Genomic DNA, 13479 nt, shown 5'->3' with positions numbered 1-13479 from the left:
CTCAGGTGGCGGGCCCGCAGGCCGAAGGCGGCCAGCGCGCCGACGCTGCGGGCCACGGCCAGCGCCTCGGCGTCGTAGTGCCGGGCCACGGCCGCCAGCAGGCCGTAGTCTTCGAGCTCGGCCAGGGTCTCCTCGTCGATCTCGGCGGCGGCCAGGAGCTCCTGGCGGCTGAGCCGGACCTCCGGCTGCGCCTCCGAGGGCACGGCGCGCGGCCGGGCGACGGGCCGCTCCTCGCGGTCGGCCTCCTCCAGCCGGTCCTTGATCACGCGCAGCGGCAGGTAGCGGTCACGCTGCTCGCTGAGGATGTAGCGGAGCCGCTCGACGTCGGCGTAGGTGAACTTGCGGTAGCCGGAGGGACTGCGCTCCGGCTCGATCAACCCCTCGCCCTCCAAGAAACGGATCTTGGAGATGCTGACGTCGGGGAACTCGCCCTGCAGCAGGGCGAGCACCTCCCCGATGCTCATGTGCGCACGAGCGGCCTGCGGGCTCATCATCCTCCAGCGGCGCCGCGGGTGAGGAACACCAGGCGGAACTTGCCGATCTGCACCTCGTCGCCGCCGTAGAGCGGGACCTCCTCGATCCGCTCGCGGTTGACGTAGGTGCCGTTGAGGCTGCCCACGTCGCGGACGGTGAAGACGCCGCCGCCGCGCCGGTAGAACTCCACGTGGCGCCGCGACACGGTGATGTCGTCCAGGAAGATGTCGCTCTCCGGATGGCGTCCCACCGTGGTGAGGTCACTGCCCAGGAGGAAGCGACTGCCCGCGTTGGGGCCGCGCATGACGACGAGCAGGGCCGTGCCCGGGGGCAACTGCTCGACGGCCTGCCGCTCGGCGAGGAACGCCTCCCCTGTCTCCGCCTCGTAGGCCTCGATCCCGGAGAGGGAGATCGTCGACGTGCTGTCTCCGGGTGTCTCGGCTCTGGTCAGCGGCGACCCGCATCGAGAACAGAAACGCGCGTCCTCGGGGTTGGCATGACCGCACTGCGTGCAGTAGACGCTCGGCATCGATCGGCTCGGCCTCCTACCGCGAAGGCGCGGCAACGGTGCTCGGGGATGCGCGCCTCGCTTCTTCGCTTCTCAAGTGTTTGCTCAAACTGCGAATGCCGCAACTTACGCCCCTGGGGGGCAAAGGTCAAGGCGAGCACTGGACCGCGGGTTCGGTCGGGGACAAAGTTACAGGCGGGGAAGGCCCAAGGTCCATATCTTCGCCAAGCCGGGCGCGTCGCGCCGCCTCCCGTGTCCCCTCCCGGCCGGCGGCCCCTTCCCGCCCCGAGGCCCCCTCGGCCCGGGTCTCCGCCGCCCGGTGGGACCCGTCCGGTTCACGGGCCGGCCGCCCGTTCCACGATCCGGGCCCAGTGCTCCAGCAGGACCTGCGCGGAGTCGGCGTCGGGCCCCTCGGCCCACAGGTGGGTGACCGCCTCGGAGGGGTCGGGCAGGACCAGCGCCCAGCTGCCGTCCTCGCCGACGACCCGCACGCCGTCGGTGGTGTCGATGCGCTGGCGCTCGGCCGCCTCGATGACCGAGCGCATCACCGCGCCCTTGGCCGCCCAGGGGGTCGGCACCGTACGGCGCAGCAGCCGGGCGACGGGGATCCTGGCGTCGATCTGGCTGAGCGAGAGCCGGGTCCTGGCGACCAGGCCGAGCAGGCGCAGGAAGACCGCCAGCCCGTCCACCGCCGGGCCGAACTCCGGCACGATGAACCCGCCGCGGCCGTCCCCGGCGAAGACCATGTCCGGTGCGCGGGAGGCCGCGGTGAGCGCGTCGAGCGCGGTGGAGGTCCATTCGACCTGCACGCCGTGGAAGCGGCAGACCTGCTCGGCCACCCGCGTGGTGGTCACCGGCAGCGCCACCCGGCCGCCGCGCCGCTCGGCCGCGACCAGGTCCAGCACGACCAGCAGGGCGCGCTCCTCGCTGATCAGCTGGCCCGTCTCGTTGACCAGCGAGACCCGCTCGCCCACCGGGTCGAACCGCACCCCGAACGCCGCCCGGGAGGAGCCGACCAGCTCCGCCAGGCGCTGCAGGTCGCGGCGGCGCTCGGCGAAGGTCTCGGTGGGCGAGGCCTCGTCCAGCCGGTTGTTGACGGTCAGCACGTCGACCCCGACCCGGCCCAGCAGGCTCGGCAGCACCAGGGAGGAGGTGCCCCCGGCGCAGTCGACCACGACCTTCATGTCGGCGTCGCGCACCCCGGTCATGTCCACCCGGCGCAGCAGCTCATGGGTGTAGTCCTCCACCACCCGCGGGGGGAAGCCGAGCTCGGCGATCTCGCCGGGGAAGGCCCGGCGGAACTCCTGGCGGGAGAAGACCCGCTCCAGCTTCCGCTGCGCCGACCGGGACAGGTCGGCGCCGCTGTCGTCCATGAAGACGATGTCGACGCTCTGCGGGTCGCCCGCGGTGGTGCGCAGCGCGATCCCGCCGACGGCGTTCTCCTTGGCCGTGTGGAAGCGCGAGACGGGCAGCGGGGTGGCCTCCAGGTCCAGCACGTTGATGGCGCTGGCGTTCAGGGCACTGATCACCGCCCGCTTCAGGGCCCGCGCCGCCCGCGAGGAGTCGCGGGAGGTGACGACCGAGGCGCCCTTGCGCAGCGTCGTGGCGTAGGCGCTGGCCAGCCGGACGCACAGCTCGGGGGTGATCTCGACGTTGACCAGCCCGGAGACCCCGCGGGGGCCGAACAGGCTGCGCTGGCCGCGGGACTCCCAGATCACGCTGGTGTTGACCACCGCCCCGGCCTCGACGGTCTTGAACGGGTAGACCTTGACTCCGGAGGAGACGTAGGCCTCGGCCTCGATGACGCACTCGTCGCCGATCACGGCGCTCTCCTCGACCCGGGCCCCTGTCATCAGGTCGCTGTTCTTGCCGATGACGCAGCCGCGCAGGTGGACTCCCGGACCGACGTAGACGTTGTCGTGGACCACCGCCCGGTGCAGGAAGGCGCCCTCGCGGACCACCGCGTTGCTGCCCAGGACGGTGTACTCGCGCAGCTCGGCGCCGGCCTCGACCTTGGCGTAGTCGCCGATGTACAGCGGGCCCTTGAGCACGGCGTCCGGGTCCACCACCGCGCCCTCGGCCACCCAGACGCCGGGCGAGAGCTCGAAGGCGTCGAGGTCCACCGCCACCCTGCCGGAGAGCACGTCGGCCTGGACCGCCAGATAGCTCTCGTGGGTGCCGACGTCCTCCCAGTAACCGTCGGCCACGTAGCCGAAGAGCGGGGCCCCGCGCGCCAGCAGGCGGGGGAAGACGTCCGCCGACCAGTCGACCGGCTCCCCCGCCGCGACCTCGTCGAGGACCTCGGGCTCCATCACGTAGATGCCGGTGTTGACCGTGTCGGAGAAGACCTGACCCCAGGTGGGCTTCTCCAGGAAGCGCTCCACCCGGCCCCGCTCGTCGGCGATGACGATGCCGAACTCCAGCGGGTTGGGCACGCGCTTGAGCCCGATGGTGACCAGGGCGCCCTGCTCCCGGTGGAACCGGACCATGTCGGTCAGGTCGATGTCGGTGAGCGCGTCACCGGAGATGACCAGGAACCGGTCGTCGCGGAGTTCGTCCGCGGCGTTCTTGACGCTGCCGGCCGTGCCGAGCGGCCTCTCCTCGGTGGCGTAGTACAGGTCCATGCCGAGCTCGTCGCCGTCGCCGAAATACGTGCGGACTAGGGCGGCCAGGAACTGCACGGTCACCACGGTCTCGGTGAACCCGTGCCGCTTCAGCAGCCGCAGCACGTGTTCCATGATCGGCCGGTTGACCACGGGCAGCAGCGGTTTGGGCTGGTTGGCGGTCATCGGCCGGAGCCGTGTCCCCTCCCCGCCCGCCATCACGACGGCCTTCACGAATCACCTCATTAAGGCGTTCCAGCTCCTTTGAGAAGTTGCCGCACCTGTACCCAATACAGCACCCCGGACCACCAGTACAGCCCTACGCCCCAGATGGCCAGCGCCCAGCCGACGATCCGGGCGGGGCCGGCGTACCACGCGTCGTGGTGGGCGAGGAAGAGCAGGGGGAAGGAGTAGAGCAGGTTGGCGGTGGCGGCCTTGCCCAGGAAGTGCACCGGGAGCGCCGGGCCGTACCCCAGGCGGCGCAGGATCGGCGGGATGCCCAGCAGCATGACGTCCCGCAGCGGGATGACGAGCGCCAGCCACCACGGGATGATGTCGCGCAGCGCCAGGCCGAGCAGGGTCGCCAGGATGTAGAGCCGGTCGGCCAGCGGGTCGAGCAGCCGGCCGAGCCTGCTGGTCTGGTTCCACGCCCGGGCGATCTTGCCGTCGAGCCAGTCGGAGAACCCGGCGAGCATCAGCAGCGCGACGGCCCAGCCGTCGGCCTCGGGGCCGAGCACCAGCCAGAGGAAGACGGGCACGCCCAGCAGTCTGGCCAGGCTCAGTGCGTTGGGAACCGTCCAGATCCGGTCCTCGGTCCCCGAAACTTCCGCATTCACCCGTTCGTCCCCTCCCCGTACCTGAGGGTGACACTACTGTGCCCATGGTGGCGCTGCGCGCCGCGGCTCGGGGGCCGGTAACCGCCGTCTTCCCTCGTCGCTCATCCGCTGCGCTCCTTCGCTCCTCGGTCCAGACGCCGGAGCCCCCTCGCGGGCTCCTTCGCTCCTCGGTCCAGACGCCGGAGCCCCCTCGCGGGCCTATCCCCGGGGAAGCAGGACCGGTCCCTCTCCCGGAGAGGAGTGACATATCCCTCACCGGCGCGCGGGCTGGCGATCGGCGTGAAGATCGCGTTATGGTTTCGCCGACCAACGCGGGAGCCCGGAGAACCGGGCTGAGAGGACGGCTGGAACGGCCGCCGACCGCCAGAACCTGCTCCGGGTAATGCCGGCGAAGGGAGTTTGCGCGATGTCCGACGCGCGCCCGACCAGCTCCAAGATCTACTCCGGTGACCTCCGCGTCCCCATGCGCGAGATCCGGCTGACCAACGGCGAGTCCGTCACGCTGTACGACACCTCGGGCCCCTACACCGACCCCGCCGTGACCGTCGACATCACCCGCGGCCTGCCCCGCCTGCGCGAGGAGTGGATCCTCGGCCGGGGCGACGTGGTCAGGTACGGCGGCCGCCCGGTCGAGCCGGGCGACGACGGCTACCGGGACTCCGAGTCCCGCTCGCGCGACCTGCGCTCGCTGGACGCCGTCTTCACCGGCGGCGGCCACCGGCCGCTGCGGGCGGCCGGCGCCCCGGTGACCCAGCTCGCCTACGCCCGGCGCGGCGTGATCACCGAGGAGATGCGGTTCGTCGCCGTGCGCGAGGGGGTGAGCCCGGAGTTCGTCCGCGACGAGGTGGCCGCCGGGCGGGCGATCATCCCGGCCAACGTCAACCACCCGGAGAGCGAGCCGATGATCATCGGCCGCAACTTCCTCGTGAAGATCAACGCCAACATCGGCAACTCCGCCGTGGCCTCCACCATCGCCGAGGAGGTCGACAAGATGACCTGGGCGACCCGGTGGGGCGCCGACACCGTGATGGACCTGTCCACCGGCCGCAACATCCACACCACCCGCGAGTGGATCATCCGCAACTCCCCGGTGCCGATCGGGACGGTCCCCCTCTACCAGGCGCTGGAGAAGGTGGACGGCAGGCCCGAGGAGCTGTCCTGGGAGGTCTACCGCGACACCCTGGTCGAGCAGTGCGAGCAGGGCGTGGACTACTTCACCGTGCACGCCGGGGTGCGGCTGGCCCACGTGCCGCTGACCGTCGGACGCAAGACCGGCATCGTCTCCCGGGGCGGCTCGATCATGGCGGCCTGGTGCCTGGCCCACCACCGCGAGAGCTTCCTGTACGAGCACTTCGCCGACATCTGCGAGATCCTGGCGGCCTACGACGTGGCGTTCTCGCTCGGCGACGGCCTGCGCCCGGGGTCGATCGCCGACGCCAACGACGAGGCCCAGTTCGCCGAGCTGCGCACGCTCGGCGAGCTCACGAGGATCGCCCACGCGCACGACGTCCAGGTGATGGTCGAAGGCCCCGGCCACGTGCCCATGCACAAGATCAAGGAGAACGTCGACCTGCAGCGCGAGCTCTGCGACGACGCGCCGTTCTACACCCTCGGCCCGCTGACCACCGACGTCGCCCCCGGCTACGACCACATCACCTCGGCCATCGGCGCGGCGATGATCGGCTGGTACGGCACCGCCATGCTCTGCTACGTCACGCCCAAGGAGCACCTGGGCCTGCCGGACAGGGACGACGTGAAGACCGGCGTGATCACCTACAAGATCGCGGCGCACGCGGCCGACCTCGCCAAGGGCCACCCCGGGGCGCAGGCCTGGGACGACGCGCTGTCCGACGCCCGGTTCGAGTTCCGCTGGGAGGACCAGTTCGACCTCTCCCTGGATCCCGACACGGCCCGGTCCTTCCACGACGAGACCCTGCCCGCCGCCCCGGCCAAGACCGCCCACTTCTGCTCGATGTGCGGCCCGAAGTTCTGCTCGATGCGGATCAGCCACGACATCGCGGCCGCGTACGGCGACGGCCCCGGCATGTCCGGTGACGACGTCGAGGCCGGCATGCGGGCCAAGGCCGAGGAGTTCGCGGCCGGCGGCAACCGCGTCTACCTGCCCCTGGCCGACTGACGGGGTGCCGGGCCCGTCCGGTGCGGGGAACCCTCCGCCGGCACCGGACGGGCCCGGAACCGGTGGCGCGGCGGAGTCGCCGTGGTCTCCGCGACGGGTTTCCCGTCCTACCGGCGATCTGCTCCGCATTCCCTCAGAAGGTCCGCCCGGGTGCCGATGAAGGCTGAGCCGCACCGCCCGCCCCACCGCGGCGACTCAAGACGGCTCCGCCCCCGAAAAGGACTCCGACCATGACCAATCCCCTGCCCGACGCCGCGTCGCCTGTGGTGACCGTACGCCGCAACCGCCTGCTGGGCTGGTTCACCGACCTGAACATCGGTACCAAGGTCCTCGTCGCCGTCGGCCTGGTGGCAGTCATGGCGGGAGCCATCGGCATGACCGCGCTGAACCGCATGGCGACGATGAACGACAGCGTGAAAGTGATGCAGACGGCCAACACCAACCTGGCCCAGCTCGGCGTGGTCCGCGCCCGGATGACCGACATGTACAACTACTCCGTCGGATCCGTCGTCGACAGGAGCCCCCAGGTGCGGGCGACGCTCACCGACCAGGTGCAGGAGTTCACCGACCAGGTGACCGACGAGTTCGAGGCCTACAAGGCCGGCTTCACGGACATCCCGCAGGCGCACGCGGAGCTGGCCGCCTTCGAGAAGACCTGGGCGGAGTTCCGGACACTGCGCGACGCCGTGATGTTCGGCGCCCCGCTGCCGGCCGGCATGGACATGGCGGCGGCCGGCGAGCGGCTCGCCGAGACCTCCACCGAGATCAACGTCATCATGGACGGCATGGCGAAGCACGAGCGGGAGATGGCCGACCTGCTGGCCGCCGGGGCGTCCGACCAGTACGGCAGCGCCCGCACCGTGGTCATCGTGCTGCTGGTGGCCGGCCTCCTGCTCGCCGTGGGACTGGCCCGGCTGGTCGCCCGCATGATCGTCAGCAGGATGGGGGCCCTGTCCCGGACCCTCGCCGCGATGGCGCGCGGCGACCTGACCCGGACGGCCGAGGTGACCTCGCGCGACGAGGTCGGCCAGATGGCGGTGGCGGTCAACCAGGCCAACGACTCCATCCGGGCGGCCATCGCCTCGATGGCCGCCAGCGCGGACACTCTGGCGGCCGGCTCCGGCGGGCTGACCGAGGTCAGCGACCGGATCTCGGCCTCGGCGCAGGAGTCCTCGGCACAGGCCGAGAGCGCGGCCGCCGCCGCCGGGCAGGTCTCGCAGAACGTGCAGACCGTCTCGGCGGGAACCGAGGAGATGGGCGCCTCCATCAGAGAGATCGCGCACAACGCGGGAGAGGGCGCCAAGGTCGCCTCACGGGCGGTCGCCGTGGCCTCCGCCACCAACGAGACGGTGGCCAAGCTGGGCGCCTCGTCGGCGGAGATCGGTGACGTTGTCAAGACGATCACGAGCATCGCCGAGCAGACCAACCTGCTCGCCCTGAACGCCACCATCGAGGCGGCGCGGGCCGGGGACGCCGGCAAGGGCTTCGCGGTGGTGGCCGGGGAGGTCAAGGACCTGGCCCAGGAGACCGCCAAGGCGACCGAGGACATCTCCAAGCGGGTCGAGGCCATCCAGTCCGACACCGAGAGCGCGGTGGCGGCGATCGCCGAGATCAGCGAGATCATCGGCAAGATCAACGACTACCAGCTGACCATCGCCGGCGCGGTGGAGGAGCAGACCTCCACCACCAACGAGATGAACCGCAGCGTGGCCGAGGCCGCCCAGGGCAGCACGGACATCGCGGCCGGTATCTCGGTGCTGGCCGACGCGGCACGTGTGACGGCCGAGGGCGTGGCCGAGAGCCGGCGGGCGGCGACCGACATGGCCGGGCTGTCGACCCGGCTGCACGAGCTGGTCTCCCGCTTCCGCTACTGAGCGGGTCCCCGCCGGGCGGGCCCGTCAGGAGCCACGGCAGGGAGACGTTCCCCCGCCGAGCGGGCCCGTCAGGAGCGGCGCACCGCGGCGCGGGGCGACCAGGCCCAGACGAGCACGGCCACGGTCAACCCGAACAGCGCCAGCCCGCTGGGCACGTGGGTGCCGAGCGCCTCCCAGCTGAAGTGCTGGCCCATGCCGACCAGGAACAGGCCGAGGCTGGCCAGCGCGGGCCAGCCCGCGCCCCGCCCCGGCCACCAGACCAGAACGGCCGCCACGATCTGCAGCAGGGCGATCAGGTGCACCACCATGCCCACCATCACGTGGGTCTCGGCCAGGTCCGCCCCGCCGTTCACGGCCTGGCCGGCGAACGAGGCGGCGACGATCAGCCCGGCCGCCTGCGCGGTGACCAGGACCCGCAGGCCGTACAGCAGGCCGGTGGGGACCGGGCGGGCCTGGGCGGCGGGGCCCTGGGTGATGACCTCCTGCATGAGAGGTGTCCTTCCTCGCGGTGGTGTTGCCTGGCAGCACATCGTGGCCGCGAGGAGGCGCCCGCGTCGTCAGCCCGGGGGCGGACCCGCCGATCCGCCGCGGGGAGGATGCCGTACCGGGCGGAAGTCCGCGCCGACCAGGCCGATCCGGTGGGCGACCACCGCCGCCTGGATGCGGTTGCGCAGTCCGAGCTTGTCCATGGCGGTGGAGACGTGGGTCTTGACGGTGGTCACGCCCACGTGGAGGGCGTCGGCGATCTCCCCGTTGGACAGTCCCGCCCCGACCAGGGAGAGCACCTCCAGCTCCCGGTCGGTGAGCCCGGCCGGGACGCGCGGCCCGGCCTGCTCCTCGGCCGCCAGGGCGCGCTCCACCACGCGGCGCAGCACGGAGGGGGCCAGCAGCGGCTCCCCCGCGGCGGCCCGGCGCACGGCGTCGACCATCCGCTCCGGCTCGTCGTCCTTGACCAGGAAGCCGATCGCCCCGGCCCGCAGCGCGGCGTAGACGTTCTCGTCCTCGGCGAAGGTGGTCAGGATGACGATCCGCGCGGCGGGCCAGGCCGCCAGGATCCGCCGGGTGGCCTCCAGCCCGTCCACCCGGGGCATGCGCAGGTCCATCAGCAGCACGTCGGGGCGGAGCCGCTCGGCATGCTGGACGGCCTGCGCGCCGTCCACGGCCTCGCCGCAGACCTCCATCTCCCCCGCCGCCTCCAGGAGCATCCGCACGCCCGCGCGCACGAGCGCCTGGTCGTCGGCGACGACGACCCGGATCACGGGACCTCCTCCCCCGGCCGCCGGGACTGGGCAGCACCGCGCCCGCTCACACCGTCTCCTCCTCCTCGCGACGCCACGGCAGCAGTCTGTACTGCGGCGTCATCCCGCACGAATGGCCGGCCGGGTGGCCGGGGCGCTCCACCGGGAGCGTCGCCGCCAGCCGCCAGCCGCCGTCCGGGCGGGGACCGGCGGACAGGTCCCCGCCCAGGGCGCGGGCCCGCTCGCGCATGCCCGCGATGCCCTGCCCCGAGGAGGGCAGCGCGTCACGGGGACCGGGCGGCGGGCCGCTGAGCACGCTCACCTCCAGCGCCCCGCCGGCGTCCCGCAGCTCGACGGTCGCGCGGGTGCCGGGCCCGGCGTGCTTGAGGACGTTGGTCAGACCCTCCTGCACGATCCTGGCGGCCGAGGCACGCGTCACCAGGGGGACGGCCTCGGTCCCGGGGCCGAGGCGGAGCTCGACCTCCAGCCCGGCGGCGTTCATCCGCTCCACCGCGTCACGGACCACCTCCTCGGGGTCGGCGACGGGCAGGTGGGCGAGCTCGGGGTCGCGCAGCACGTTGAGCAGGCCCCGCAGGTCCTCCAGCACCTGGTGGCCGGTGGCGCGGATGTCGGCCAGCGCCTCGGCCACCGGTCCCGAGGGCGCGGCGTACCGGGCGGCGCCGGCCCGCAGCACCATGGCGCCGACGTGGTGGGCGACGATGTCGTGGACGTCCCGGGCGATGCGCTCGCGCTCGGCCAGCAGGTCGGCCCGGGCGCGCTCGGCGGCCAGTTGCCTGGCCTCCTCGGCCATGGCCAGCTGCAGGCCCGCGGCGGCCCGCCGGACGCCGAGGTAGCGGCCGATGATGACCGGCGCGGCCACCATGGCCATCAGGGCGGCGATCCGCAGCGGGGTCACCTCGGCCGGCCCGTCGTCGACGACGTTCATCGCGGTCACCCCGGCCGCGAGCAGGTAGGCGACGGCGGTCCAGGACCACGAGGCGTACATCGCGAAGGCGCCCAGCGTCACCAGGAACAGGCCCTGCAGCGAGTTCGCGGCGAACTGCGCGTTCTGGTCGGCCAGCAGCACCAGTACGGCCTGCAGCGCGAAGGCCGTTCCGGGGAGCAGGCGGACCAGCCCGGCGGTGAGCCCGCAGCCGATCACGAACCAGCCCACTCCCCAGACGGGCCACGGCCCGGCGTCCCAGCCGGTCCAGGTGTCCAGGACCATGAAGGCCACCCCGCCGCCGGCCAGCAGCAGGTCCAGGCCGGGCCGGCGCTCCACCTCGGCCACGGCCTCGATGGGACTGCGCAGGTAGCGGCCGACCACGACCGGGACGGCGCTCATCCCGAGCGGGAAGTACCAGGTGGCGGCGGTGAAGGCGATTCCAGGGTCGGCGAGGTTGACCGCGGTGGCGGCACCGGCCAGGACCGCGCCGGGCACGATCCGGCGCCAGGTGTCGCGGTGGGCGAGGATCCCCACGGCCACCGGGAGCAGGATCTGCGCGGTGTCGGTGGTGAACGCCGGGAAGCGGTCGCCGACGATCAGGAAGGCCGCGTAGTAGGCGCAGACCACCAGCGGGCCGCGCCGGACGAACCCCATCGGGGCCCCGGCCAGCAGGGCGAGCCCCGCCGCGGCCGGCCACGGCGCGGGCTCGCCGGTCTTGCCGGAGACGACGAGGCCGAGGGCGATCCCGGCGAGCGCCAGAAGGACGTCCGGCACCGGACCGCGGGATCTCATAGCGAAAAGGTATCCGCCCGCGCAGGCGGTCCGCTCATCCTCCCGAAGGGCGGCGCCTCCTCCTACTGGCCGGAAGATCGGCCGAATGACCGGTAATCAACGGCCAAAGAACCCTTAACCTTCACATCATGACCAATGACACCGCGGTCTTCCTAGGGCAGTGGATGCGGGCCCCGGGGACCACCGGAGCCGTGGCCCCGAGTTCCCGCAGGCTCGCCGAGTCCGTGACCACACCGGTCCCCCACCGGGGCGATCCGGTGATCGTCGAGCTCGGTCCGGGCACGGGCGCGTTCACCGCGGAGATCCAGCGGCGGCTGGGCGGTCGGGGGCACCATCTGGCGGTAGAGATCAACCCGAAGCTGGCGGAGTTCCTCGCGGCCCGCCACCCCAAGGTCGACGTCGTGGTCGCGGACGCGGCGGGGCTGCCGGACCTGCTCGAGCAGCGGGGCTTCCTGCAGGCCGACGCGGTCGTGAGCGGACTGCCCTGGGCGGCCTTCTCCGAGGGGACGCAGGCGAGCCTGCTGGACGCCGTCGCCGCCGTCATGGGGCCGCACACGGCCTTCACCACCTTCGCCTACAGCTTCGCCAAGCACCTGCCGCCCGCGCGGCGCTTCCGGCGGCGCCTGCACGAGACCTTCGAGGAGGTCGTCACGGGCCGGACGGTGTGGGGCAACGTCCCGCCGGCCTTCGTGTACCACGCGCGGCGCCCCCGCGCGTGACCCTCGCCTTCTGACCGAACTTCGTTCTACCATTGCGCGCACAACCGGTTCTCCGCGCACGCGACCAGAACGGAGCCGATCAGGGTGGACTTCACTCTTCCGGAGAGCGCGCTGGCCGTACAGCGCGGCGTCGCCGACATCTGCTCACGCTACGACCTCGACTACTGGCAGCGCTGCGAGTCCGACAAGCGCTGGCCGGAGGAGGTCTGGGCGGAGCTGGCCAAGGGCGGCTGGCTGGGGCTGGCCGTCCCCGAGGAGTACGGCGGAGGCGGCCAGGGCCTGCTGGAGCTGGCCGTGGCCACCGAGACCCTCTCCGCCTCCGGAGCCGCCGGAGGGTCGGCGTTCACCTACGTCCTGACCCCCGGCTTCGGCGCGATGACCCTGGCCCGGCACGGCAGCGCGCGCCAGCGCGAGGAGCTGCTGCCCCGGCTGGCCACCGGCGAGATCGAGACCTGCTTCGCCCTCACCGAGCCCGACGCCGGCTCCAACGCGCTCGGCATCTCGACCTCCGCCCGGCGCGACGGCGACGAGTTCGTGGTCAACGGCCAGAAGATCTGGATCACCGGCGTGCAGCGCGCCACCTGGATGCTCCTGGTCACCCGGACCGTCCCCGCCGCCGAGGCCCGCCCCCGCACCCACGGCCTGACCGTCCTGCTGGTGAACGTGCCCGAGGCCGTCGCCGCGGGCCGGCTCTCCTACCGGCCGATCCCCAAGATGGGCGCCAACACCACGCCGTCCAACACGGTCTTCATCGACGACCTGCGCGTTCCGGCGGTGAACGTCGTCGGGGAGGTGGACCGGGGCGCGCAGGTGCTGTGGGACATCCTCAACCCCGAGCGCATCCTGCTGGCCGCCTCCGCGCTCGGCGGCGCCGAGGTCGCGCTGCGGGCGGCCGTGCAGTACGCGAAGGAGCGAGAGGTCTTCGGTCGGCCGATCGGCGCCAACCAGGCCGTCGCCTTCCCCCTCGCCCAGGTCAAGGCCAAGATCGAGCTCGCCAGGCTGATGCTGTACAAGGCCGCCTGGCTCTTCGACGAGCAGCGGCCGTGCGGCACAGAGGCCAACATCGCCAAGCTGACCGCCTCCCAGGTGGCCTGGGAGGCGGCCGACCACGCCTTCCAGACCCACGGGGGCATGGCCTACTCGCTGGAGTACCCCGTCGCCCGGCTGCTGGCCGACGCCCGCATCGGCAAGGTCGCCCCGGTCACCGAGGAACTGCTGCTCAACTACCTGGCCACCCAGGTCCTCGGCCTGCCGCGGAGCTTCTGACCGCACCCGCCCGGCGGCCCGGGCGGCCTGGTCCCCGGTGGTCAGACCGAGCGCCGGCGCGGGCGACGGGCCGGACGGGCACGGGA

11 protein-coding genes and 1 riboswitch are annotated in these 13479 nt (G+C 72.6%); of the genes, 4 read left to right on the top strand and 7 right to left on the bottom strand.

Going from position 1 to position 13479, the window contains the following annotated elements; translation table 11 throughout:
- The 4 genes from ftsR to ACWJ6R_RS17145 all read right to left on the bottom strand — a co-directional run.
- Positions 1–464, bottom strand: a 464-nt coding sequence (gene ftsR / locus ACWJ6R_RS17160) for a transcriptional regulator FtsR (protein WP_449063186.1), incomplete at its 3' end; no start/stop codon positions are given.
- A gap of 26 nt (positions 465–490) precedes the next feature.
- On the bottom strand, positions 491–1003 hold the full coding sequence (locus ACWJ6R_RS17155; protein WP_449063185.1) for an FHA domain-containing protein: 513 nt from the start codon (positions 1001–1003) through the stop codon (positions 491–493).
- Between the two features lie 314 nt (positions 1004–1317).
- Complete coding sequence (locus ACWJ6R_RS17150; protein ID WP_449063184.1) at positions 1318–3819, bottom strand: sugar phosphate nucleotidyltransferase; 2502 nt, start codon at positions 3817–3819, stop codon at positions 1318–1320.
- Between the two features lie 11 nt (positions 3820–3830).
- A complete protein-coding gene (locus ACWJ6R_RS17145; protein WP_449063183.1) occupies positions 3831–4421 on the bottom strand; it encodes a CDP-alcohol phosphatidyltransferase family protein in 591 nt (196 codons plus the stop codon).
- Positions 4422–4722: 301 nt separating this feature from the next.
- A riboswitch (TPP riboswitch) is annotated at positions 4723–4835 on the top strand.
- Here ACWJ6R_RS17145 and thiC point away from each other — a divergent pair.
- Both thiC and ACWJ6R_RS17135 read left to right on the top strand, forming a co-directional pair.
- Positions 4828–6558: a phosphomethylpyrimidine synthase ThiC gene (gene thiC, locus ACWJ6R_RS17140; RefSeq protein ID WP_449063182.1), complete on the top strand. Its 1731-nt coding sequence runs from the start codon at positions 4828–4830 to the stop codon at positions 6556–6558. It overlaps the preceding riboswitch by 8 nt.
- A gap of 230 nt (positions 6559–6788) precedes the next feature.
- Positions 6789–8432 (top strand): methyl-accepting chemotaxis protein, encoded by a 1644-nt coding sequence (locus ACWJ6R_RS17135; protein WP_449063181.1) that lies wholly within the window; start codon positions 6789–6791, stop codon positions 8430–8432.
- A 68-nt stretch (positions 8433–8500) separates the two neighbouring features.
- Here ACWJ6R_RS17135 and ACWJ6R_RS17130 read toward each other — a convergent pair whose 3' ends face one another.
- The 3 genes from ACWJ6R_RS17130 to ACWJ6R_RS17120 all read right to left on the bottom strand — a co-directional run bounded on the left by ACWJ6R_RS17130 (position 8501) and on the right by ACWJ6R_RS17120 (position 11408).
- On the bottom strand, positions 8501–8920 hold the full coding sequence (locus ACWJ6R_RS17130; RefSeq protein ID WP_449063180.1) for a hypothetical protein: 420 nt from the start codon (positions 8918–8920) through the stop codon (positions 8501–8503).
- Positions 8921–8989: 69 nt separating this feature from the next.
- On the bottom strand, positions 8990–9691 hold the full coding sequence (locus ACWJ6R_RS17125) for a response regulator (protein WP_449063179.1): 702 nt from the start codon (positions 9689–9691) through the stop codon (positions 8990–8992).
- Between the two features lie 46 nt (positions 9692–9737).
- A complete protein-coding gene (locus ACWJ6R_RS17120; RefSeq protein WP_449063178.1) occupies positions 9738–11408 on the bottom strand; it encodes an ATP-binding protein in 1671 nt (556 codons plus the stop codon).
- Between the two features lie 128 nt (positions 11409–11536).
- Here ACWJ6R_RS17120 and ACWJ6R_RS17115 point away from each other — a divergent pair, with 128 nt between their 5' ends.
- Together ACWJ6R_RS17115 and ACWJ6R_RS17110 are read left to right on the top strand one after the other, a co-directional pair.
- Positions 11537–12127 (top strand): class I SAM-dependent methyltransferase, encoded by a 591-nt coding sequence (locus ACWJ6R_RS17115; RefSeq protein ID WP_449063177.1) that lies wholly within the window; start codon positions 11537–11539, stop codon positions 12125–12127.
- An 84-nt stretch (positions 12128–12211) separates the two neighbouring features.
- Entirely contained in the window at positions 12212–13393 is a 1182-nt protein-coding gene (locus ACWJ6R_RS17110) for an acyl-CoA dehydrogenase family protein (protein WP_449063176.1), read from the top strand.
- The last annotated feature ends 86 nt before the right edge of the window (positions 13394–13479 follow it).

It is taken from the genome of Planomonospora algeriensis (assembly GCF_977012225.1).
Note: the sequence above shows the minus strand (reverse complement) of the source record. Positions and strands in the feature narration are given on the sequence as shown.